Here is a 19,164-nt window from a genome sequence, read left to right as displayed (position 1 = left end):
GCGCGCATGACTACGCTGCGCATCGCCACCCGCAAGAGCCCGCTCGCCCTGTGGCAGACCGAACACGTCGCCCAGCGGCTGCGTGACGCCCATCCCGGCCTGCAGGTCGAACTGGTGCCGCTGTCCACCCGCGGCGACGAGATCCTCGACCGCTCGCTGGCGGCGATCGGCGGCAAGGGCCTGTTCCTGAAGGAGCTTGAGATCGCCATGCAGCGCGGCGAAGCCGACTGCGCGGTGCACTCGCTCAAGGACGTGCCGATGACGCTGGAACCCGGCTTCGCGCTGGCTGCCATCCTGCCCCGCGCCGACCATGCCGACGCCTTCGTCAGCAACCGGTTCAACGGCCTCGACGACTTGCCGCAGGGCGCGTGCGTGGGCACTTCTTCGCTACGCCGGCAGGCGCAGCTGCGCGCGCTGCGCCCGGACCTGCAGTTGCGCGACCTGCGCGGCAACGTCAACACGCGCCTGGCCAAGCTCGACGCCGGCGACTACGACGCCATCGTGCTGGCCTGCGCCGGCCTGCAGCGGCTGGGCTTCGACGCCCGCATCCGCGCGCGGCTGGACGCTCCGGCGTGGCTGCCGGCACCGGCGCAGGGCGCCATCGCCATCGAAACCCGCGACGACGATCCGCGCATCGCGGCGCTGTGCGCGGCGCTGGACGATGCCGCCACCCGCACCTGCGTGGCCGCCGAGCGCGCCATGAACCGCGCGCTGGACGGCAGCTGCCATGTGCCGGTGGCGGGGCTGGCCACCCTGCACGGCGAACGCCTGCTGCTGCAGGGGCTGGTGGGCGCGACCGCCGACGGCCGCTGCATCCGCGCGCAGGCCGAAGGCCCGGCGGATGCGCCGGAGGCGTTGGGCATCGGGGTCGCGCAGGCGCTACTGGCGCAGGGCGCGCGCGCCTTAATCGACGGCTGAGGCCATCATGCAGCTTCCGTAGGAGCGCACCGCAGGGGCGCGAGCGCTTTTTGCCAGATCACGCAAAGAGCATCGCGCCCCTGCGGTGCGCTCCTACAGGAATCCGTCGGCCACGGCGCCTAGAACGCGTATTTCAGCTTCAGCGTCGCGTCGGTCTGGTTGCGCCCGGCCAGGTCGCTGTCGCGGCGCATTTCCACGCCGGAGCTCAGGGTCAGGGTGGGCTGGAGCTGCACGTTCAGCAGCAGGCTGTTGCGCAGGTAGGCGCCGTGCTGGCCGGTTTCCACCCGGGTGACCTGCGACAGTCGCGCGCGCTTGCCCAGCGCCTGGTTCCATTCCACCTGGCCGCGCAGGATCGGCCCGGTGCCGGCGGTGCCGTCGTCGGCATAGCCCTGCAGGCGGTAGCCGGTATCCACCGACACGCGCACGCTGGTGCCCGGCCTCTTCACCGCCTGCAATCCGTACTGCATGCCGACACGCGCGTTGCTGCCCTGTGCCTTGACCCAGTCTCGGCGTTCGTTCGGAAGGCGCAGGCGGCCACCGCCGCCAGGCAGGTCGTCGGCATCCACCCGGCGCTGCCCGGAGGGAATCGCCGCCATCGCGTCCACCGACCATTCGCCATTCACGCAGCGCGCCTTCAGGCAGCGCGGCGGCGCCACCAAGCGCTCCGCCACCTCGGGTGGCAGCACCGGCAACAGCGGCGGGTGGAGGGCGGTCGGCGGCGCGGAGAACGCCAGCCACAGCAGCGGCAGCATGGTCGTCTTGCTCGGGGGCTCGGCCGCATTCTAACCACGCCCGCAGGCACCCACGGTGAACGCCTGTCGCATAATCGGCGCATGGACCGCTATGAACGCATCATCGCCCTGCACCGCAGCCTGCAGGCCGCGCGCCGCCCGGTGACCGTGGCCCACCTGCAGGACGAGCTGGGCTGCTCGCGCGCCACCGTCTACCGCGACATCGCCTTCCTGCGCGATGCGCTGATGGCGCCAGTGATCGGCGACGGCGAGGCCGGCTTCCACTACGACAAGGCCGAGGCCGAGCGCTTCGAGCTGCCCGGCCTGTGGCTGAACTCCGAGGAGCTGCACGCGCTGCTGGCCGCCCAGCAGCTGCTGGCGCGCAGCAGCGGCGGGATGCTCTCGGCGGCGCTGGCGCCGTTGCAGCAGCGGGTGGAGAAGCTGCTGGACGCGCACTCCGGCGGCAAGCGCTGGCCGGTGGAGCGGGTGCGGGTCATCCCGCACCGCATCCGCCGGATGGACGAGCACGCGTTCCGCATCGTCGCCTCGGCGGTGCTGGAGCGGCGCCGGCTGGCGTTCGACTATCGCGCCCGATCCACCGACGAAAAGACCCGCCGCACGGTCAGCCCGCAGCGGCTGACCCACTACCGCGACAACTGGTACCTGGACGCTTGGGACGAGGACCGCGAGGGTCTGCGCAGCTTCTCCATCGACCGCATCGCTGGTGCCCGGCTGGCCGATGGCAGCGCCCGCGACGTGGCCGAGGAAGAACTCAACGCCCATCTCGCCGGCAGCTATGGCATTTTTTCCGGCGCGCCCAAGGGCTGGGCCACGATCCGCTTCTCGGCCAAGGCCGCGCGCTGGGTGGCCGACGAGCACTGGCATTCGCAGCAGCAGGGCCGCTTTTTGTCGGACGGCCGCTACGAGCTGAAGCTGCCGTATTCGGTGCCGCGCGAGCTGCTGATGGACGTGCTGCACTACGGCGCCGACGCCGAAATCGTGGAGCCGAAGGCGCTGCGCGAACAGCTGCGCGCGCACCTGCAGCTGGCGCTGTCCAACTACGGGCAGGACTGATGGCAGCGCCCGCCCGCGAGGATTCGCCGCCGGGCACGATCGTGCTGGCGCTGGGTGGCGGCGGCGCGCGCGGGCTGGCCCAGATCGGTGTGATCGAGGTGCTGCTGGCACGCGGCATGGACATCGAGGCGGTGGCCGGCACCTCCTGCGGCGCATTGGTGGGTGGGGCGTTCGCGGCCGGCAAGCTGGATGAGCTGCGCGACTGGATGCTGCGCACCAGCCGCAACGAGATGCTGCGCCTGCTCGACCCCGGCCTCGGCCGTCCGGCCATGTTCACCGGCACCCGGCTGGTGCGCGCGCTGCGCGAAGTGGTCGGCGAGCCCCGCATCGAGGACCTGCCGATCGACTTCACCGCGGTGGCGGTGGACCTGCTGCGCCAGCGCGAAGTCTGGCTGCGCCGCGGCGACCTGTGGGACGCGCTGCGCGCCTCGTTCGCGATCCCAGGCATCTTCACCCCGCTGAATATCGGCGGCATGGAACTGGTGGACGGAGGCCTGCTGGCACCGCTGCCGATCACCGCCACCCGCCTGGCCGGCGCGCACCGGGTGGTGGCGGTGGACATCCACGGCAGCACGTCGCAGCGCAGGGACGAGCCGGTGCGCGTGGTCGACACCCAGCCGGACGAACCTGCCGTGGGCCTGCTGGGACGCTGGATCGACCGGCTGGGCGAGGAAGCGGCCAAACCCACCCATCGTTTCGGGCTGATGGAAGTGATGTCGCGGGCACTGGACACCATGCAGGAGCGCATCGCCCGCGTGCAGCTGGCGCTGGAGCCGCCGGAGCTGCTGATCCGCATCCCCCGCGATGCCTGCCAGTTCTACGAATTCTGGCGCGCGTCCGAGTTGATAGACATCGGCCGGCGCGAGGCGGAAAAAGCGCTGGACGCGGCGGGGTACTGATCGTCCGGAAGCCCCGTTGGCCCTCGCCTGCGCGCCGTCGCAGCCGGTGAGATGTGCGCCTTGCAAGCTGGCGGCACCTACCACGGAGTTGCCGCCATGACCCATCGCGACCTTGATTCCCTGCTGCGCCAACTGGTGATCCTGGGCGCGCTGGCGGTGCTGCTGGTGCCCGCCGCGCGCGGCAGCAGCGCGTTGTTCGGCTGGCTGCCGCTGTGGCTGTTGGGTATGCCGCTGGCCGCTTGGTGGAGCCTGCGCCGCTTTCCGCTGCCGACGCTGGCGCTGCGCCTGCCGAGGCGCCGGCGGGCGCAGGCACGGCGGCGGCGTGGGCATCGCGTGGCGGCGGCGCTGCGGGTCACCCGGCGCGCCTGAACACGGCGACGTGCGGGCCATGCTGGCGTAGCCGGCGCTGTGCTAGCTTTCGGGGCTTTCCAGAAAGCCCCCCGGAGCCCGCCATGTCCCAGTTTTCCAGCGCCTGCCTGATCGCCGGCCTCGCCATCGCCGGCAGCGCGTCCGCCCAGACCGCGCCGCCTTCCGATCCGCATGCCTGGCTGGAAGACGTGCAGGGCGAGAAGGCGCTGGACTGGGTCAAGGCACGCAACGCCAAGGCCGAGGCGGAGATCGCCGGCACGCCCGCGTTCAAGACGCTGGAAGCGCAGATCCGCGCGATCCTCGATTCCGACGCCAAGATCCCCGGCGTCGAGAAGATCGGCGGGTACTACTACAACTTCTGGAAGGACAAGCAGCACGAGCGCGGCGTCTGGCGCCGCACCACGCTGGACGAGTACCGCAAGCCGGAGCCGAAGTGGGAAACGGTGCTCGACCTGGATGCGCTGAACAAGGCGGAGAACGCCAAGTGGGTCTGGCATGGCGCCGACTGCCTCAAGCCGAAGTACGAGCGCTGCCTGATCGCGCTGTCGCCGGGCGGCTCCGATGCCGACGTGACCCGCGAGTTCGACCTGACCACCAAGCAGTTCGTGCAGGACGGCTTCTTCCGCCCGGAAGCCAAGGGCGGGCTGGCCTGGATCGACGAGGACACGGTCTATGTGTTCACCGATTTCGGCCCGGGCACGCTGACCACCTCGGGTTATCCGAACATCGTCAAGGAATGGAAGCGCGGCACCCCGCTGTCGGCGGCGAAGACCGTGTACGAAGGCAAGCCGGGCGACATGTACATCGCCGCGATGCGCGACCACACGCCCGGCTGGCAGCGTGACTTCGTCAGCCGCACGCTGGCCTTCTACAACGACGAGCTGTACCTGCGCGGCAAGGACGGCACGCTGGTCAAGATCGACGCGCCGAACAGCGCGCAGAAGAACGTGCACAAGGAATGGCTGCTGCTGGAGCTGCGCGAGCCCTACTCCGCTGGCGGCAAGACCTATGCGCCGGGTGCGCTGGTCGCCACCCGCTTCGACGACTTCATGGCCGGCAAGCGCGAATTCACCGCGCTGTTCGAGCCGGATGAACACTCCTCGCTGGCCGGCTACACCTGGACCCGCGACCACCTCGTCCTCAACGTGATGCAGGATGTGAAAAACCGGTTGTCGGTGCTCACCCCGGGCAAGGACGGCTGGGCGAAGTCGGACTTCGTTGGCGCGCCCACCATCGGCACGCTGGGCGTCGGCGCGGTGGACGCGGATGACAGCAATGCGGTGTGGCTGACCGCCACCGACTTCCTGACCCCGACCACGCTGTCCATCGCCACCGTTACCGATAAGAGCGGCGGCCAGCAGCCCGAGGTGCTGAAGTCCAACCCGGTGTTCTTCGACGGATCGAAGGACGTGATCGAGCAGCACTTCGCCACCAGCAAGGACGGCACCAAGGTGCCCTACTTCCTCGTCAGGCCGAAGGCGCTGGCGTTCGACGGCAAGGCGCCGACCCTGCTGTACGGCTACGGCGGCTTCGAGGTGTCGATGACGCCGGCCTATTCCGGCGGCATCGGCAAGGGCTGGCTGGAGAAGGGTGGCGTGTACGCGCTGGCCAACATCCGCGGCGGCGGCGAGTACGGCCCGCGCTGGCACCAGGCCGCGCTCAAGGCCAATCGCCACAAGGCGTACGAGGACTTCGCCGCGATCGCCGACGACCTGGTGGCGCGCAAGGTCACATCAAAGCAGCACCTCGGCGCCATGGGCGGCAGCAACGGCGGCCTGCTGATGGGCAACATGCTGACCCAGTACCCGGAGAAGTTCGGCGCCATCGTGGTGCAGGTGCCGCTGCTGGACATGAAGCGCTACAGCCACCTGCTGGCCGGCGCCTCGTGGATGGCCGAATACGGCAACCCCGACACGGCGGACTGGGAGTTCATCAAGGGCTTTTCGCCCTACCACCTGTTCGACCCGGCCAAGACCTATCCGGCGACCCTGTTCACCACCTCGACCAAGGATGACCGCGTGCATCCGGGACATGCGCGCAAGATGATGGCGCTGATGGAAGCGGCCGGTAAGGACGTGCGCTATTACGAGAACATCGAGGGCGGCCATGGCGGCGCGGCCAACAACGCCCAGGCCGCGCACATGACCGCGCTGGCCTACACCTTCCTGTGGGACCAGCTGGCGAAGTGACGTTTGTCCCCTCCCCTGCGGAAGCGGGTGGACGCTGTTCTCCTCCCCTTTGCGCGTAGCGCAAGGGGAAGGTTGGGAGGGGGTGCTGTTCGCGCGATGCCCGCAAGAGCGCCCCCCCAACCCTCCCTTGCGCTGCGCGAAAGGAGGGGGTCAAAGCCTATCCGCCGCACTCGGTGAACGGCCCGATTGCAAACCGCACCATGGAGCCCCATGCATGAAGTCCCACGCACTGATCGCCGGTCTTGTCCTCATGAGCAGCCTTGCCTCCGCCCAGACGCCCCCCACCCCGCCCGATGCGGAGAAGAAGCCGCACGTGGTGAAGGCGCCGTTCGGTGCCGAGCGGCAGGACGAGTACTACTGGCTGCGCGACGACAGCCGCAAGGACGCCGCGATGCTCGGCTACCTCAACGCCGAGAACGCCTACGCCGACGCCGTGCTGGCGCCGACCAGGCCGGTGCAGGACAAGCTCTACAAAGAAATCGTCGCGCGCATCAAGCAGGACGACGCCAGCGTGCCGTACCGCGACCGCGGCTGGTGGTACTACTCGCGCTTCGAGACCGGCAAGGACTACCCGGTGCATGCGCGCCGCAAGGACGCGCCCGGGATCGATGCGCTGTCGATCCAGCAGGCCAACGCGGCCGGTGATTTCGCCGGTGAAGAAGTGCTGCTGGACGTCAATGCGCTTGCCGCCGGCAAGGACTACTACAGCGTCGGCGATTACGAGGTGACGCCGGACAACGCCGTACTGGCCTATGCCGACGACAACAACGGCCGCCGCCAGTACACCATCCGTTTCCGCAACCTCGTCACTGGGCAGGCCTATCCCGAAACCATCGCCGGGGTGTCGGCCAACCTGGTCTGGGCCGATGACAACAGGACCCTGTTCTACGTCGAGAACGACCCGGAAACGCTGCTCACCGTGCGGGTGAAGAAGCATGTGCTGGGCACCGACCCGAAGCTGGATCCGGTCGTCTACGAGGAGAAGGACGACAGTTTCTACATGGGCATCGACCGCACCCGCGACGAGCAGTACATCGTCATCGGCGTGAGCAGCACGGTGTCCGACGAACTGCGCTACGCGCCGGCAGCCGACCCGCGCGAATTCAAGGTGCTGGCGCCGCGCGCGCGCGACGTTGAGTACGACGCCGACCACTTCGGCGGGCGCTGGGTGATCCGCACCAACGATGGCAAGGCGACCAACTTCAAGCTGGTCACCGCCACCGACGGCGCAACCTCGTGCAAGGACTGGCAGGACTGGATCGCGCACCGCGACGACGTGCTGGTCGAAGGCTTCGAGCTGTTCGACGGTTTCACCGCCATCGCCGAACGCAGCGGCGGGCTGGAACGCGTGCGCCTGCTCAAGCCGAACGGCGAGGAATACATCAAGGCCGACGAGTCCGCCTACTCGATGGGCCTGGACGTCAACAGCGAGCCGGATACCGACTGGGTGCGCTACAGCTATACCTCGATGACCACCCCGGCCACCGTGTACGAGCTGAACGTGAAGACCGGCGAGCGCCGCCTGCTCAAGCGCCAGCCGGTGCTGGGCGGCTATGACCCGGCCAACTACGTCACCGAGCGGCTGTGGGCCACCGCCCGCGACGGCACGAAGATTCCCGTCTCCATCGTCTACCGGAAAGGCTTCGAGAAGAACGGCAAGGCCGCGCTGTTGCAGTACGCCTACGGCAGTTACGGCATGTCGATGGATCCGGGCTTCTCGGTCACCACGGTGAGCCTGCTGGACCGCGGCATGGCCTACGCCATCGCGCATATCCGCGGCGGCCAGGAAATGGGCCGCAAGTGGTACGAGGACGGCAAGCTGCTGCACAAGAAGAACACCTTCACCGACTTCATCGACGTCACCGATTTCCTGGTCAAGGAAGGCTATGCCGCACCTGATCGCGTGGCCGCGCACGGCGGCAGCGCCGGCGGCCTGCTGATGGGCGCGATCGCCAACATGGCGCCCGACAGGTACCGCGTGATCCTGTCGCAGGTGCCGTTCGTGGACGTGGTCACCACCATGCTGGACCCCACGATTCCGCTGACCACCAACGAATACGACGAGTGGGGCAACCCGGAACAGAAGGCGTTCTACGACTACATCGTCACCTACTCGCCCTACGACAACCTGGAAGCCAAGGCCTATCCGGCGATGTTCGTCGGTACCGGGCTGTGGGATTCGCAGGTGCAGTACTGGGAACCGGCCAAGTACGTGGCGCGGCTGCGCGACCTCAATACCTCGGCCGAACCGGTCATCTTCCGCACCAACATGGAAGCTGGCCACGGCGGCAAGTCCGGCCGCTTCCGCCGCTATCGCGAGCAGGCGGAAATGTACGCCTTCATGCTGGATCGGTTGGGCGTGGAATAACCTCCGCACACACACCTGTAGGAGCGCACTGAAAGGGCGCGATGCTTTCTGCATGATTCCGTACAGCACGATCGCGCCCCTGCGGCGCGCTCCTACGACAGCAATGGCAGTGACCCCATGACCCGCTGGTTATGGGCCGCGTTGGCCTGGACCAGCCTGACGCTGGGCATCATCGGCGCGTTCCTGCCGGTGATGCCAACGGTGCCGTTCGTGCTGCTGTCGGCGTTCGCCGCCACCCGCGGCTCCGATCGCCTGCGGCGCTGGCTGGTGGAGCACCCGAAGTTCGGCCGCGCCATCCTCGACTGGGAGCAGAACGGCACGGTGTCGCGGCAGGCCAAGCGTTTCGCGATCGGCATGATGTGCGTGTCGTCGATATCGATGGCGATCTTTGCGCCGCGCTGGTGGATGGCTGCGATCGGCATCGGCGTGATGGCGCTGGTATCGGTATGGCTGTGGCGGCGCCCCGAGCCGCGACAGTGATGCGGGCGCGCGGGTACACTGCGGCGATGACCAAGCGCCTCGTCCTGCTCTCGCTCCTTTCCTGCCTGCTGGCCGCCTGCGGCAACAAGGGGCCGCTGGTATTGCCGGAACAGCCCGCCGCTGCGCCGGCAGAGCAAACCCCGGCCGAAACCCCGCCAGCGCCCGCGGCGGAACCGCCGGCCAACGGGGACGCCGGCACGCCTACCAGCCAGCCCTGAGCCGGCCATGCGTTTCACCAAGATGCACGGTGCCGGCAACGACTTCGTCGTGCTGGACCTGCGCGGCGGCCTGCCTGTGCCCACGCCCGCGCTGTGCGCGCGCCTGGGCGACCGCCATTTCGGCGTCGGCTGCGACCAGATCCTGACCATCGAGCCGCCGCGCAATGCCGGCAGCATCGCCGCCTATCGCATCTGGAACGCCGATGGTTCGGCCTCCGGCCAGTGCGGCAACGGCGCGCGCTGCGTCGCCGCCTGGCTGGTGCGCGATGGCGCTGCGCCCGCGGATGCCGGCTTCGCCATCGAAAGCCCGGCCGGCGTGCATCCGGTGCGGCATGACGGCGTGGGCGGCTTCATCATCGACATGGGCGCGCCGCGCTTCGCACCGGCCGATATCCCGCTGGCCGGCGTCGACGGCGAACACGCCGAATACACGCTCGCCATCGACGGCGAAACCCTGTGCTTCGGCGCGGTGTCCATGGGGAACCCGCATGCGGTCATCGAGGTCGCCGACGTCGACGCCGCGGATGTCGCCCGCATCGGCCAGGCCGTACAGGCCAGCGCGATGTTCCCGGCGTCGGCCAACGTCGGTTTCGCCCAGGTGCTGGCGCCGGACCGCATCCGCCTGCGCGTGTTCGAGCGTGGCGTCGGCGAGACGCTGGCCTGTGGCAGCGGCGCCTGCGCGGCGGTGGCGGTGTTGGCGCGGCGCGGCCGCGTGCAGGCGGATGCCGAGGTGGCGGTGGACCTGCCCGGCGGCACCCTGCGCATCCGCAACGATACCGCCGCCAACAGCGTGTTCATGGCCGGCCCGGCCGCATTCGTGTTCGAAGGCAACCTGCTTTTCCAGGAGCAACCGTGACGATGGATTTCAACGACGCCACCGAGAAGCTCGGCGCGCACGAAGTGGCGGCCTGGCTGCGCCGACACCCGGCCTTCCTGCAGCAGTTCCCGGACCTGGCGCTGACCCTGGTGGTGCCGCGCGAGAACGGTCCCACCGCCTCGCTGGCCAGCTACCAGCTGGACATCCTGCGCGAGAAGAACCGCGAGCTGACCAAGCGCCTGCACGAGCTGTTCGCCAACGCGCAGGAAAACGAGCGGCTGGCGGTGCGCACGCACCAGCTCACCTTGGCGCTGCTGAAGCAGGACAGCGCGGCCAGCACCCTGCGCGCGATGGCGGCGGCGCTGGCCGAGGACTTCCACGGCGATCTGGTGCGCATCATCGGCTTCCGCGCCGTTGACGGGCTGGAGGATGCGGACTGGTTCCAGCACATCGCCGAGGATCATCCGCGGGTGGAAGGTTTCCGCGACATCCTCGCCGCCGGCGAGCCGGTCTGCGGCCGCCTGCACCCGGACAAGAACGCGCTGCTGTACGGCGTGCGTGCCGACGAAGTGCAGAGTTCCGCGCTGCTGGCGTTGCCGGGCGTGGGCCTGGTGGCGGTGGGCAGCCGTGACGCCAACCGGTTCTTCCCCGGCATGGGCACGCTGTTCCTGCGCATGATGGGCGAGGCGCTGGCGGCGGGACTGCGGCGCTTCGGCTGAGACGCCTGCGGGCGCTGCGCATGACCACCCGCATCTTCCACAACGGCCACGTCCTCACCGCGCGCGGCTTCGAGCGCGATGCCTGCGTGGTGGTCGAGGACGGCCACGTCGTCGCGCTGCTGCACGGCGAGCCGCCGGCGCGCGGCGAACGCATCAACCTGCAGGGCGGCTGGCTGGTGCCCGGCTTCATCGACGTGCAGGTCAACGGCGGCGGTGGCTTCCTGTTCAACAACGACCCCAGCGTCGAGGCGATTGCCGCCATCGGCCGCGCGCATCGCGGCTTCGGCACCACCGGTTTCCTGCCCACCCTGATCAGCGATGACGCCGCGGTGATGCAGCGCGCGATCGATGCCACCCGCAGCGCCATCGCGCAGGGTGTGCCCGGTGTGCTCGGCATCCATCTGGAAGGGCCGTACCTCGCGCCGGCGCGCAGGGGCACCCACGATGCCGGCAAGTTCCGCGTACCGGATGCGGCGGAAATCGCGATGGCGACGTCGCTGGACAGCGGCATCACCGTCATCACGCTGGCGCCGGAATGCGTGCCGGCGGGAACGATCCGCGCGCTGGTGGCGCGCGGCGCGATCGTCTGCGCCGGCCACAGCGCCGCCAGCTACGAGGAAGTCCGGGGCGGCCTCGCTGCGGGCATCACCGGCTTCACCCACCTCTACAACGCGATGACCCCACTGCAGGGCCGCGAGCCCGGCGTGGTCGGTGCGGCGCTGGAGGATGCCGACAGCTGGGTCGGGGTGATCGTCGACGGCGTGCACGTGCATCCGGCCAGCCTGAAGGTGGCCATTGCCGCCAAGCCGCAGGGCAAGGTGCTGCTGGTGACCGACGCGATGCCGATGGTCGGCGGCGCCACGCCCAGCTTCGACCTCTATGGCGAAACCATCACCGCCGTCGACGGCGTGGTGCGCAATGCCGCCGGCGCGCTGGCGGGCTCCGCGCTGGACATGACCAGCGCCGTCCGCAACACCGTGCGCCTGCTCGGCCTGTCGCTGGATGAAGCCTGCCGGATGGCGTCGCAGTACCCGGCCGAGTTCCTTGGCCTGGGCGGCGAACGGGGGCGGATCGCGCCCGGCTATCGCGCCGACCTGGTATTGCTGGATGCCGGGGTGAACGTGCGGCGCTGCTGGATCGGCGGCGACGAATGAGTGCTACGCCGCGGCTGCGGGACGCCCGCCGCGCTGGTTGATCCAGAAGCCCAATGCGGCGACCAGCAGCACCAGCAGCTGTGCCAGCAGCGTCTGCCAGGTCGGGAACACGCCCAGCCAGTCGACCCGCGGCGCGGCCACCGCGCCCAGCCCGATCCAGCCCGCCTCCTGCAGTGCGGCCACGCCCTTGCCGGCCAGCACCACCGCCAGCACCGCGATCAGCGCCGAGCTCCAGGCGAAGAACTTGCCGATCGGCAGGTGCATGCCCAGCCGCAGCAGCGCCCATGCCACCAGTGCCAGCAGCGCCACGCCGGTGGCCATGCCGGCGAGGATCGCGCGCGCGGTGTCCGGCGACCACATCGCGGCATAGAAGAGGATGGTTTCGAACACCTCGCGGTATACCGCCACGAAGGCCAGCACGAACAGAAACACCATCGAGCGCCGCCCCAGCGCGGCCGAGACCCGCTCGCGCAGGTAGTGCTGCCAGCGGCCGGCCAGGCTCTTCTGGTGCATCCAGATGCCCACGCCCAGCAGCACCAGCGCGGCGAACAGCGACGACAGGCCTTCGGTCAACTCGCGGCTGGCGCCGCTGATGTCGACCAGCCAGGTGGCCAGCGCCCAGGTGATGCCGCCCGCTGCCAGTGCCAGCGTCCAGCCCGCGTGCACCCACGGCAGTGCTTCGGAGCGGCCGCTCTTGCGCAGGAAGGCGATCATGCCGATCACCACCAGCATCGCCTCCAGTCCTTCGCGCAGCAGGATGGCGAAGCTGCCGAGGAAGGCGGCGGTAACGTCGCCGCGGCCTTCCTGCAGCACTCGGTCGGCGCGGTCGAACAGCAGCACTGCCTGCGCCGCGTCCTGGCGGATCGCGTCGATGCCGGCGCCCGCGGCGATGTCCGAGCGCAGCTTGCCCATCGCGGTTTCGATCCCGCGCAGCAGCGGGGTATCGCGTGCGGCCAGCAGCGGCTCCACCGGCTCCACCCCATCGAGGTAGGCCGACAGCGCCAGTGCCGACGCCCGCTTGCGATCACCGTCGGCATACGCCCGCAGGGCGGCCTGCAGCTGGCTGCGCGCGAGCGCCAGCGTCGCCGGCTTGGCCTCGCCTGCCTGCCGCAGCGCCTGCGGCTGTGCGCGCAGGAACGCGGTGATGGCGGCGGCCTGGCGGGCGTCCAGTACCTGCGCCAGCTGCGCCGGGCTGCTGCGCACCAGCGCCTGCAGGGAGGGCAGCGCGGCGTGCAGCCGGCCATCGTCCCGTGCCCACAGCGCTTCGCCCTCGCGGCGGCTGGCGGCATCGAAGGCCATGCCGCCGACGTGGAACGCCAGCGCCCACCGCTGCGCTTCGTCCAGCTGCGCATACGCCGGCATGGCGGTGCCGGCCACGCCACGGCTGATCGCCTCATACAGCGCCAGCGGGCTGCGCTGGGTCGCGCGCGTGAGGTCGGTGAAATCGATCGGCGCCGGCACCATGCCCGCGGCCGCCGGGCCGTCGCCGCGTCCGGTGGCTCCGTGGCAGCCGGCGCACTGCGCGGCATACAGGCCGGCCGCGCCGGCCGGATCCGGCGTCGGCATCGCCGCGCTGCCGTCCCCGTAGGCCGCCAGCAGCCCGTCAGCCAGCGCATGCGCAGCCTGCGCGACCTGAGCCGCATCGGCCCGGCGCTGCACCAGCGCGATCAGCCCATCCGCCTGCGCCAGCAGCACACCACGCCGAGGATTGTCCGGCAGCGCGCCGATGCGTTCGCGCGCGGTGGCGGAGAACTCGCGCATTTCCGCGTATTCGCCGTCGCTCACCACCTTGCCATCGGCCACCGCGCCGCCGTAGTCCACCGCGATGTAGTCCAGCAGCTGCCAGGCCTGGCGCACGTCGCTGCCGTCCTGCGCCGCAACCGGGGACAGCCCGGCGGCGACCAGCAGGGTGGCCAGTAGCAGGCGACGGAGGAAGGCGGGGACCATGGCGCGGACAGCCGGAAGGGAGCCCGTCCACTCTAGTCCAGTCGCAAATAAGAATCAATATTATTTAAACGTGATCGTCCGGATCATCGGGGGCGGGCACCGCCGGCTTCCGAGGACCACGACGAAGGCGGTGGCCACAGGCCCTTGGCGGCAAGCTCCCGCTGCATGGCGGAGACTTCCCCTTCGTTCCAGCGCTGCACGGCGGCTGCAACGCTTCTGTCGAGCGCCGGTTGGTTGGTGAACAGCCACGCGACCCGGCGCTTCTGTTCCTGCCAGCGCGCGTGTTCCGCGGTGCCGGCCGTCAGTTCCGCCATCACCGAGGTGCCGATGCTGTGATCGATGAGCGCGTTGCCGTCGGCGATCTTTGAAAAAACCTGGCGGCACGCCATCAGCCGCGCCTGTGACCGAGTCCCGGCCGGTTGGTCAACGCAGGCGCCGCGCGCCTCCACGTAGGCTGGCACCTGAGCCGCGGACACCGCGATGGCAACGACAGCCGCCAGATCGGACGGGGTCGGGGGTGCAGTGGATCGCTGGGTCGCCGCCCACTCCCGTCGAAGTTTGGGCGTGTCGCACGACGCGGGCAGCGGCACGTCCTTCAGTACGTCGCGCATGCGTTGGAATCCATCGACGATGCGGGGCTGGTAGTCGGTCGCATTTGCCGCGGCCTCCAACGTTGCCTGGATGACGGCCTCATCACGAGCGCGCGCGGCTTCACGGACGGCCAGCAACCAACCCGCCAGATTGTCCGGCTCGACCGCCAGCAGGTGGTCGACGGCCGGCCCGGCATCGCACGCTGGATCGTTAAGGCAGCGATTGGCGTGATACCAGGCGAGATCGGGATCCTGCGGATACGCCCGCACCGCCGCCGCCAGCTCCGCGTCCGTTTCCAGCAGTGGCGGGGTGACCGCTCCCACGGGGAGGGTCAGCAGCATAGGCTCCAGCATGGATCGGCCGATCACCGCGTCTGGAGAACCGATCCCGGCCAGCTCCTCGAAGCGCCGCCTGTGCATCGCATATACCTCCTTCGCGCAGGCATCTTCCGCGGCCGATGCTCCTGCCATCGTCGGCGGACTGGCCGGCGCCCCCCTGTCGCGTGCGGGGACGGCAGTAGGGACAGCCCGCGCGGCGACCGCCGCTTGCTGGTTGGTCGGGGAACGACCCCATTGCCACCATCCGCCCATCGCGCAGGCAAGCAGCAACACGACAAGGACGATGCTGGCGGCAAGGCGCGGCGAAGGGTGCATGGACAGATGCTATCCGGTGTGGCCGCGTCGGCGCGCCATCACTGACATGCGGCGATGGGGCTGTGGCGTGCGGGACGCGCAGCGATGGATGGCCGCCTCCGACCGTCGCCCGGGGCGGGGCGGTTGGGCTGCTAAAATACCGAGTCTTTGCTCGAACGCCGCCCAAGCCGCGGCGTTCTGTCGTTTCCGGAGTCCGCCATGACCAGCACCGCCGAACTGTCCTCGCCCGAATCCGCCAAGTCGCTGCTGACGCACGACGTGCTGGACACCGACTACACGCTGGAGGACAAATACCGCCGCACCCAGGGCCGGATCTACCTGTCGGGCGTGCAGGCGCTGGTGCGGCTGCCGCTGGTGCAGAAGCTGCGCGACGAGCGCGCCGGGCTGAACACCGCCGGCTTCGTTTCCGGCTATCGCGGCAGCCCGCTGGGCGGCTTCGACCTCGAGCTGTGGCGGGCCAAGAAGTACCTGGAAGGCGCGTCGGTGAAGTTCACCCCGGGCCTCAACGAGGACCTCGGCGCCACCATGGTCTGGGGCACCCAGCAGCCGGGCCTGTTCCCGGGGGCGAAGCACGATGGCGTATTCGCCATGTGGTACGGCAAGGGCCCCGGCGTGGACCGCTGCGGCGACGTGTTCAAGCACGCCAACGCCGCCGGCACCTCCGCCTACGGCGGCGTGCTGGCGCTGGCCGCCGACGACCACGCCTGCCGCAGCTCCACCCTGCCGCACGGCAGCGAGGATGAATTCGTCAGCGCGATGATGCCGGTGCTCAACCCGGCCGGCGTGCAGGACATCCTCGACATGGGCGTGCTGGGCTGGGCGATGAGCCGCTACACCGGGCGCTGGGTGGGCTTCAAGACGATCGCCGAGACGGTGGAATCCTCCGCCTCGGTCGATGTCGATCCGCATGCGCTGCAAATCGTGCTGCCGGGCGACGACGATTTCGAAATGCCCACCGGTGGCCTCGGCATCCGCTGGCCGGATCCGCCGATGGAGCAGGAGATGCGCCTGCACCGCTACGCGGTGAAGGCGGCGCAGGCGTTCGCGCGCGCCAACAAGCTCGACCGGGTGGTGATCGATTCACCGAAGGCGCGGCTGGGCATCGTCACCACCGGCAAGTCCTACCTCGACGTGCTGCAGGCGCTGGAATACCTGGGACTCGATGAGGCCGCCTGCGCCGACCTCGGCATCCGCGTGTACAAGGTGGCGATGACCTGGCCGCTGGAGCCGGTCGGGATCGAACGCTTCGCGCGCGGGCTGGAAGACATCCTGGTGGTCGAGGAGAAGAAGGCCTTCATCGAGCGCCAGCTCAAGGAACAGTTCTACAACTGGCCGGACAGCTGGGGCGCCCGGCCGTCGATCGTCGGCAAGTACGACGAGGCCGGCAACTGGATCCTGCCGTCCACCGGCGAGCTCACCCCGGCCACGATTGCCGGGGTGATCGGCCGCCGTCTGCAGCGCTTCCACCGCAGCGAGAAGATCGACGCGGTGCTGGCGTGGATGGCGCAGAAGGAGGGCGAGCTGGCGCTGCCGCGCGCCAACTTCCCGCGCGTGCCGCATTACTGCAGCGGCTGCCCGCACAACACCTCCACCAAGGTGCCGGAGGGCTCGCGCGCGCAGGGCGGCATCGGCTGCCACTACATGGTGACGTGGATGGACCGCAGCACCGACACCTTCACCCACATGGGGGGCGAAGGCGTGACGTGGGCGGGGCAGGCACCGTTCACCGACACGCAGCACATCTTCCAGAACCTCGGCGACGGCACCTATTTCCACAGCGGTTCGCTGGCGATCCGCCAGGCCATCGCCGCCGGCGTCAACATCACCTACAAGATCCTCTACAACGACGCGGTGGCGATGACCGGCGGCCAGCCGGTGGACGGCACCCTGACCGTGCCGCAGATCGCCCACCAGATGCGCGCCGAGGGCGTGCAGACCATTGCGCTGGTGTCCGACGACATCGACAAGTGGACCGATCCGTCGATCTTCCCGGCCGGCACCAGCTTCCACGACCGCCGCGACCTGGACGCGGTGCAGAAGATGCTGCGCGAGGTGAAGGGCACGTCCATCCTGATCTATGACCAGACCTGCGCCACCGAGAAGCGCCGCCGCCGCAAGCGCGGCAAGCTGGTCGATCCGCAGAAGCGGGTGATGGTCAATTCGCTGGTCTGCGAGGGTTGCGGCGACTGCGGTGCCAAGAGTTTCTGCGTGTCGGTCACGCCGAAGGAAACCGAATACGGCCGCAAGCGCGCGATCAACCAGAGCGACTGCAACAAGGACTTCAGCTGCGTCGAGGGCTTCTGCCCCAGCTTCGTGACCGTGCACGGCGGCAAGGTGCGCAAGGGCAAGAAGGTCGATGCCGCCAGCCTGCTGGCCAACCTGCCCGCGCCCGCCGCCCGCACCGACCTGTCCCAGCCATGGAACATCCTGATCACCGGCGTCGGCGGTACCGGCGTGGTGACCATCGGCGCATTGCTGGGCATGGCCGGCCATCTGGAGGGCAAGGGCGCGACGGTGCTCGACCAGACCGGGCTGGCGCAGAAGGGCGGCGCCGTCACCACCCACATCCGCATTGCGAAAACCCCCGCCGACATCCACGCCGTGCGCATCGCCGCCGGCGAGGCCGATCTGGTGCTGGGCTGCGACATGGTGGTGGTCAACGACTACTGGGTGCTGTCGAAGATCCGCCCCGAGCGCAGCACGGTGGTGGTCAACACCAACGAGGCGATGCCGGGCACCTTCACCACCCGACCGGACATGCAGTTCCCGGCCGCCGACATCGTCAAGGCGATCGGCACCGCGCTGGGCGGACAGGCACCGCTGCAGATCGATGCCACCCAGATTGCCACCGCGCTGATCGGCGACGCCATCGCCGCCAACCTGTTCATCCTCGGCTATGCGTGGCAGCAGGGGCTGGTGCCGATTTCGTTCGAGGCGCTGATGCGCGCCATCGAGCTCAACGGCGCCGCCATCGAGATGAACAAGACCGCGTTCGCCTGGGGCCGCCTGGCGGTGGTGGACCTGGCCGCGGTGGTCGAGGCTGCCGGCATCGTGCGCAACCTGCCCACCCGCAGCGAGGCCACCGCGCATGCGCTGCCGATGCTTGGCGCCACCGCCAACGAGGCGGCCGAGTCCGGCCTGATGCCGCAGGCCGCCGACCTGCGCGACGAGGATGCGCTGCGCCACGTACCGGCCAGCGGCGATGCCGGCAGCGTCTTCGCGCCGCTGGACGACGCGCGGCTGTCGCGTTCGCTGGACGAGGTGATCGCGCGCCGCGTCGCTTTCCTCACCAGCTACCAGAGCGCCGGCTATGCGCGCCGCTACAGCGACTTCGTGGCCAAGGTGCGCGCCGCGGAAACCGCGAAGGCGCCGGGCAGCAGCGACCTGTCGGAAGCCGTGGCCCGCTACTTCTTCAAGCTGATGGCCTACAAGGACGAATACGAAGTGGCGCGCCTGTACACCAGCGGCGATTTCCGCAAGCAGCTGGAGGCGCAGTTCGAAGGCGACTTCAAGCTGAAGTTCCACCTCGCCCCGCCGCTGCTGGCGAAGAAGAACGCGCAGGGCCAGCTGGTGAAGAAGGAATACGGGCCGTGGGTGTTCACCGCGTTCCGCGTGCTGGCCAAGTTGAAGGGCCTGCGCGGCACCCCGCTGGACGTGTTCGGCTACACCGCCGAGCGCCGCGGCGAGCGCGCGCTGATCGGCGAGTACGCGCAGACCGTGACTGCGCTGCTGGACAAGCTGGATGCCGGCAACGTCGACCTGGCCGCGCAGATCGCCAGCGTGCCGGAACACATCCGCGGCTTCGGCCACGTCAAGGAAGCACACCTGCACCAGGCGCGTGCCCAGTTGGCGCGGCTGCTCAAGGAGTGGGACAACCCGCTGCGGATCGTGCAGGCGGCGTAAGCTCGCGGAGGCTGGGCCGGAAACCCGGGCAGCGTCGCTTTGCCGACGGGCGGCGGCCCACCGTGCCGAAACGTGGAGGGCGTCACGACGGTGCAAGGATTCGCGGTGCTAGCGTGATCCCGGGTCAACTCCCG

The 19,164-nt window shown here is 69.5% G+C and carries 15 protein-coding genes; 12 read left to right on the top strand and 3 right to left on the bottom strand.

Annotated elements, in window-relative coordinates:
* Window positions 1-6 precede the first annotated feature (6 nt).
* Complete coding sequence (hemC, locus tag ICG51_RS07025) at window positions 7-918, top strand: hydroxymethylbilane synthase (RefSeq protein WP_190282268.1); 912 nt, start codon at window positions 7-9, stop codon at window positions 916-918.
* Window positions 919-1,037: 119 nt separating this feature from the next.
* Here the strand turns inward: hemC and ICG51_RS07020 are convergent, their stop codons facing one another.
* A complete protein-coding gene (locus tag ICG51_RS07020) occupies window positions 1,038-1,670 on the bottom strand; it encodes a DUF481 domain-containing protein (RefSeq protein WP_190282267.1) in 633 nt (210 codons plus the stop codon).
* An 81-nt stretch (window positions 1,671-1,751) separates the two neighbouring features.
* On the opposite strand from ICG51_RS07020, the gene ICG51_RS07015 reads away from it, so the two are divergent.
* The 10 genes from ICG51_RS07015 to nagA all read left to right on the top strand — a co-directional run bounded on the left by ICG51_RS07015 (window position 1,752) and on the right by nagA (window position 11,936).
* A complete protein-coding gene (locus ICG51_RS07015) occupies window positions 1,752-2,723 on the top strand; it encodes a YafY family protein (RefSeq protein WP_190282266.1) in 972 nt (323 codons plus the stop codon).
* Window positions 2,723-3,622 (top strand): patatin-like phospholipase family protein, encoded by a 900-nt coding sequence (locus tag ICG51_RS07010; RefSeq protein WP_190282265.1) that lies wholly within the window; start codon window positions 2,723-2,725, stop codon window positions 3,620-3,622. The genes ICG51_RS07015 and ICG51_RS07010 overlap by 1 nt, the downstream gene beginning before the upstream one ends.
* Window positions 3,623-3,718: 96 nt before the next feature.
* Window positions 3,719-3,991 carry a hypothetical protein gene (locus ICG51_RS07005; RefSeq protein WP_190282264.1) on the top strand — a complete coding sequence of 91 codons (273 nt, stop codon included), beginning with the start codon at window positions 3,719-3,721 and terminating at the stop codon, window positions 3,989-3,991.
* Between the two features lie 83 nt (window positions 3,992-4,074).
* Window positions 4,075-6,180, top strand: a complete 2,106-nt coding sequence (locus ICG51_RS07000) for a prolyl oligopeptidase family serine peptidase (RefSeq protein WP_190282263.1) — start codon at window positions 4,075-4,077, stop codon at window positions 6,178-6,180.
* A gap of 250 nt (window positions 6,181-6,430) precedes the next feature.
* Window positions 6,431-8,548, top strand: coding sequence for a S9 family peptidase (locus tag ICG51_RS06995; RefSeq protein ID WP_223809572.1), 2,118 nt, complete (start codon window positions 6,431-6,433; stop codon window positions 8,546-8,548).
* A gap of 117 nt (window positions 8,549-8,665) precedes the next feature.
* Window positions 8,666-9,028 carry a YbaN family protein gene (locus ICG51_RS06990; protein WP_190282261.1) on the top strand — a complete coding sequence of 121 codons (363 nt, stop codon included), beginning with the start codon at window positions 8,666-8,668 and terminating at the stop codon, window positions 9,026-9,028.
* Between the two features lie 26 nt (window positions 9,029-9,054).
* Window positions 9,055-9,246 carry a lipoprotein gene (locus ICG51_RS06985; protein ID WP_190282260.1) on the top strand — a complete coding sequence of 64 codons (192 nt, stop codon included), beginning with the start codon at window positions 9,055-9,057 and terminating at the stop codon, window positions 9,244-9,246.
* 7 nt (window positions 9,247-9,253) lie between these two features.
* Complete coding sequence (gene dapF, locus ICG51_RS06980) at window positions 9,254-10,102, top strand: diaminopimelate epimerase (protein ID WP_190282259.1); 849 nt, start codon at window positions 9,254-9,256, stop codon at window positions 10,100-10,102.
* A gap of 2 nt (window positions 10,103-10,104) precedes the next feature.
* Window positions 10,105-10,782: a DUF484 family protein gene (locus tag ICG51_RS06975; protein ID WP_190282258.1), complete on the top strand. Its 678-nt coding sequence runs from the start codon at window positions 10,105-10,107 to the stop codon at window positions 10,780-10,782.
* A gap of 20 nt (window positions 10,783-10,802) precedes the next feature.
* A complete protein-coding gene (gene nagA, locus ICG51_RS06970; RefSeq protein WP_190282257.1) occupies window positions 10,803-11,936 on the top strand; it encodes an N-acetylglucosamine-6-phosphate deacetylase in 1,134 nt (377 codons plus the stop codon).
* 3 nt (window positions 11,937-11,939) lie between these two features.
* Here the strand turns inward: nagA and ICG51_RS06965 are convergent, their stop codons facing one another.
* Both ICG51_RS06965 and ICG51_RS06960 read right to left on the bottom strand, forming a co-directional pair.
* On the bottom strand, window positions 11,940-13,883 hold the full coding sequence (locus tag ICG51_RS06965; protein ID WP_190282256.1) for a cytochrome c/FTR1 family iron permease: 1,944 nt from the start codon (window positions 13,881-13,883) through the stop codon (window positions 11,940-11,942).
* 83 nt (window positions 13,884-13,966) lie between these two features.
* Complete coding sequence (locus tag ICG51_RS06960; RefSeq protein ID WP_190282255.1) at window positions 13,967-15,127, bottom strand: hypothetical protein; 1,161 nt, start codon at window positions 15,125-15,127, stop codon at window positions 13,967-13,969.
* 198 nt (window positions 15,128-15,325) lie between these two features.
* Between ICG51_RS06960 and ICG51_RS06955 the strand changes: the two genes are divergently transcribed.
* The gene (locus ICG51_RS06955; RefSeq protein WP_190282254.1) at window positions 15,326-19,030 is read left to right on the top strand and encodes an indolepyruvate ferredoxin oxidoreductase family protein; all 3,705 of its coding nucleotides are present in this window, start codon (window positions 15,326-15,328) and stop codon (window positions 19,028-19,030) included.
* Window positions 19,031-19,164: the final 134 nt, after the last annotated feature.

Origin of the sequence: Thermomonas sp. XSG (assembly GCF_014678725.1) — a bacterium.
GTDB lineage: Bacteria > Pseudomonadota > Gammaproteobacteria > Xanthomonadales > Xanthomonadaceae > Thermomonas.
The sequence above is the reverse complement of the archived record's forward strand: the minus strand, read 5'-3'. Positions and strand labels throughout refer to the sequence as shown.

What these genes read in the sequence shown, in the direction of transcription:
- hemC (WP_190282268.1), top strand. Translation starts at nt 7, where the DNA reads ATGACTACGCTGCGCATCGCCACCCGCAAGAGCCCGCTCGCCCTGTGG.
- ICG51_RS07020 (WP_190282267.1), bottom strand. Translation starts at nt 1,670, where the DNA reads ATGCTGCCGCTGCTGTGGCTGGCGTTCTCCGCGCCGCCGACCGCCCTC.
- ICG51_RS07015 (WP_190282266.1), top strand. Translation starts at nt 1,752, where the DNA reads ATGGACCGCTATGAACGCATCATCGCCCTGCACCGCAGCCTGCAGGCC.
- ICG51_RS07010 (WP_190282265.1), top strand. Translation starts at nt 2,723, where the DNA reads ATGGCAGCGCCCGCCCGCGAGGATTCGCCGCCGGGCACGATCGTGCTG.
- ICG51_RS07005 (WP_190282264.1), top strand. Translation starts at nt 3,719, where the DNA reads ATGACCCATCGCGACCTTGATTCCCTGCTGCGCCAACTGGTGATCCTG.
- ICG51_RS07000 (WP_190282263.1), top strand. Translation starts at nt 4,075, where the DNA reads ATGTCCCAGTTTTCCAGCGCCTGCCTGATCGCCGGCCTCGCCATCGCC.
- ICG51_RS06995 (WP_223809572.1), top strand. Translation starts at nt 6,431, where the DNA reads ATGAGCAGCCTTGCCTCCGCCCAGACGCCCCCCACCCCGCCCGATGCG.
- ICG51_RS06990 (WP_190282261.1), top strand. Translation starts at nt 8,666, where the DNA reads ATGACCCGCTGGTTATGGGCCGCGTTGGCCTGGACCAGCCTGACGCTG.
- ICG51_RS06985 (WP_190282260.1), top strand. Translation starts at nt 9,055, where the DNA reads ATGACCAAGCGCCTCGTCCTGCTCTCGCTCCTTTCCTGCCTGCTGGCC.
- dapF (WP_190282259.1), top strand. Translation starts at nt 9,254, where the DNA reads ATGCGTTTCACCAAGATGCACGGTGCCGGCAACGACTTCGTCGTGCTG.
- ICG51_RS06975 (WP_190282258.1), top strand. Translation starts at nt 10,105, where the DNA reads ATGGATTTCAACGACGCCACCGAGAAGCTCGGCGCGCACGAAGTGGCG.
- nagA (WP_190282257.1), top strand. Translation starts at nt 10,803, where the DNA reads ATGACCACCCGCATCTTCCACAACGGCCACGTCCTCACCGCGCGCGGC.
- ICG51_RS06965 (WP_190282256.1), bottom strand. Translation starts at nt 13,883, where the DNA reads ATGGTCCCCGCCTTCCTCCGTCGCCTGCTACTGGCCACCCTGCTGGTC.
- ICG51_RS06960 (WP_190282255.1), bottom strand. Translation starts at nt 15,127, where the DNA reads ATGCACCCTTCGCCGCGCCTTGCCGCCAGCATCGTCCTTGTCGTGTTG.
- ICG51_RS06955 (WP_190282254.1), top strand. Translation starts at nt 15,326, where the DNA reads ATGACCAGCACCGCCGAACTGTCCTCGCCCGAATCCGCCAAGTCGCTG.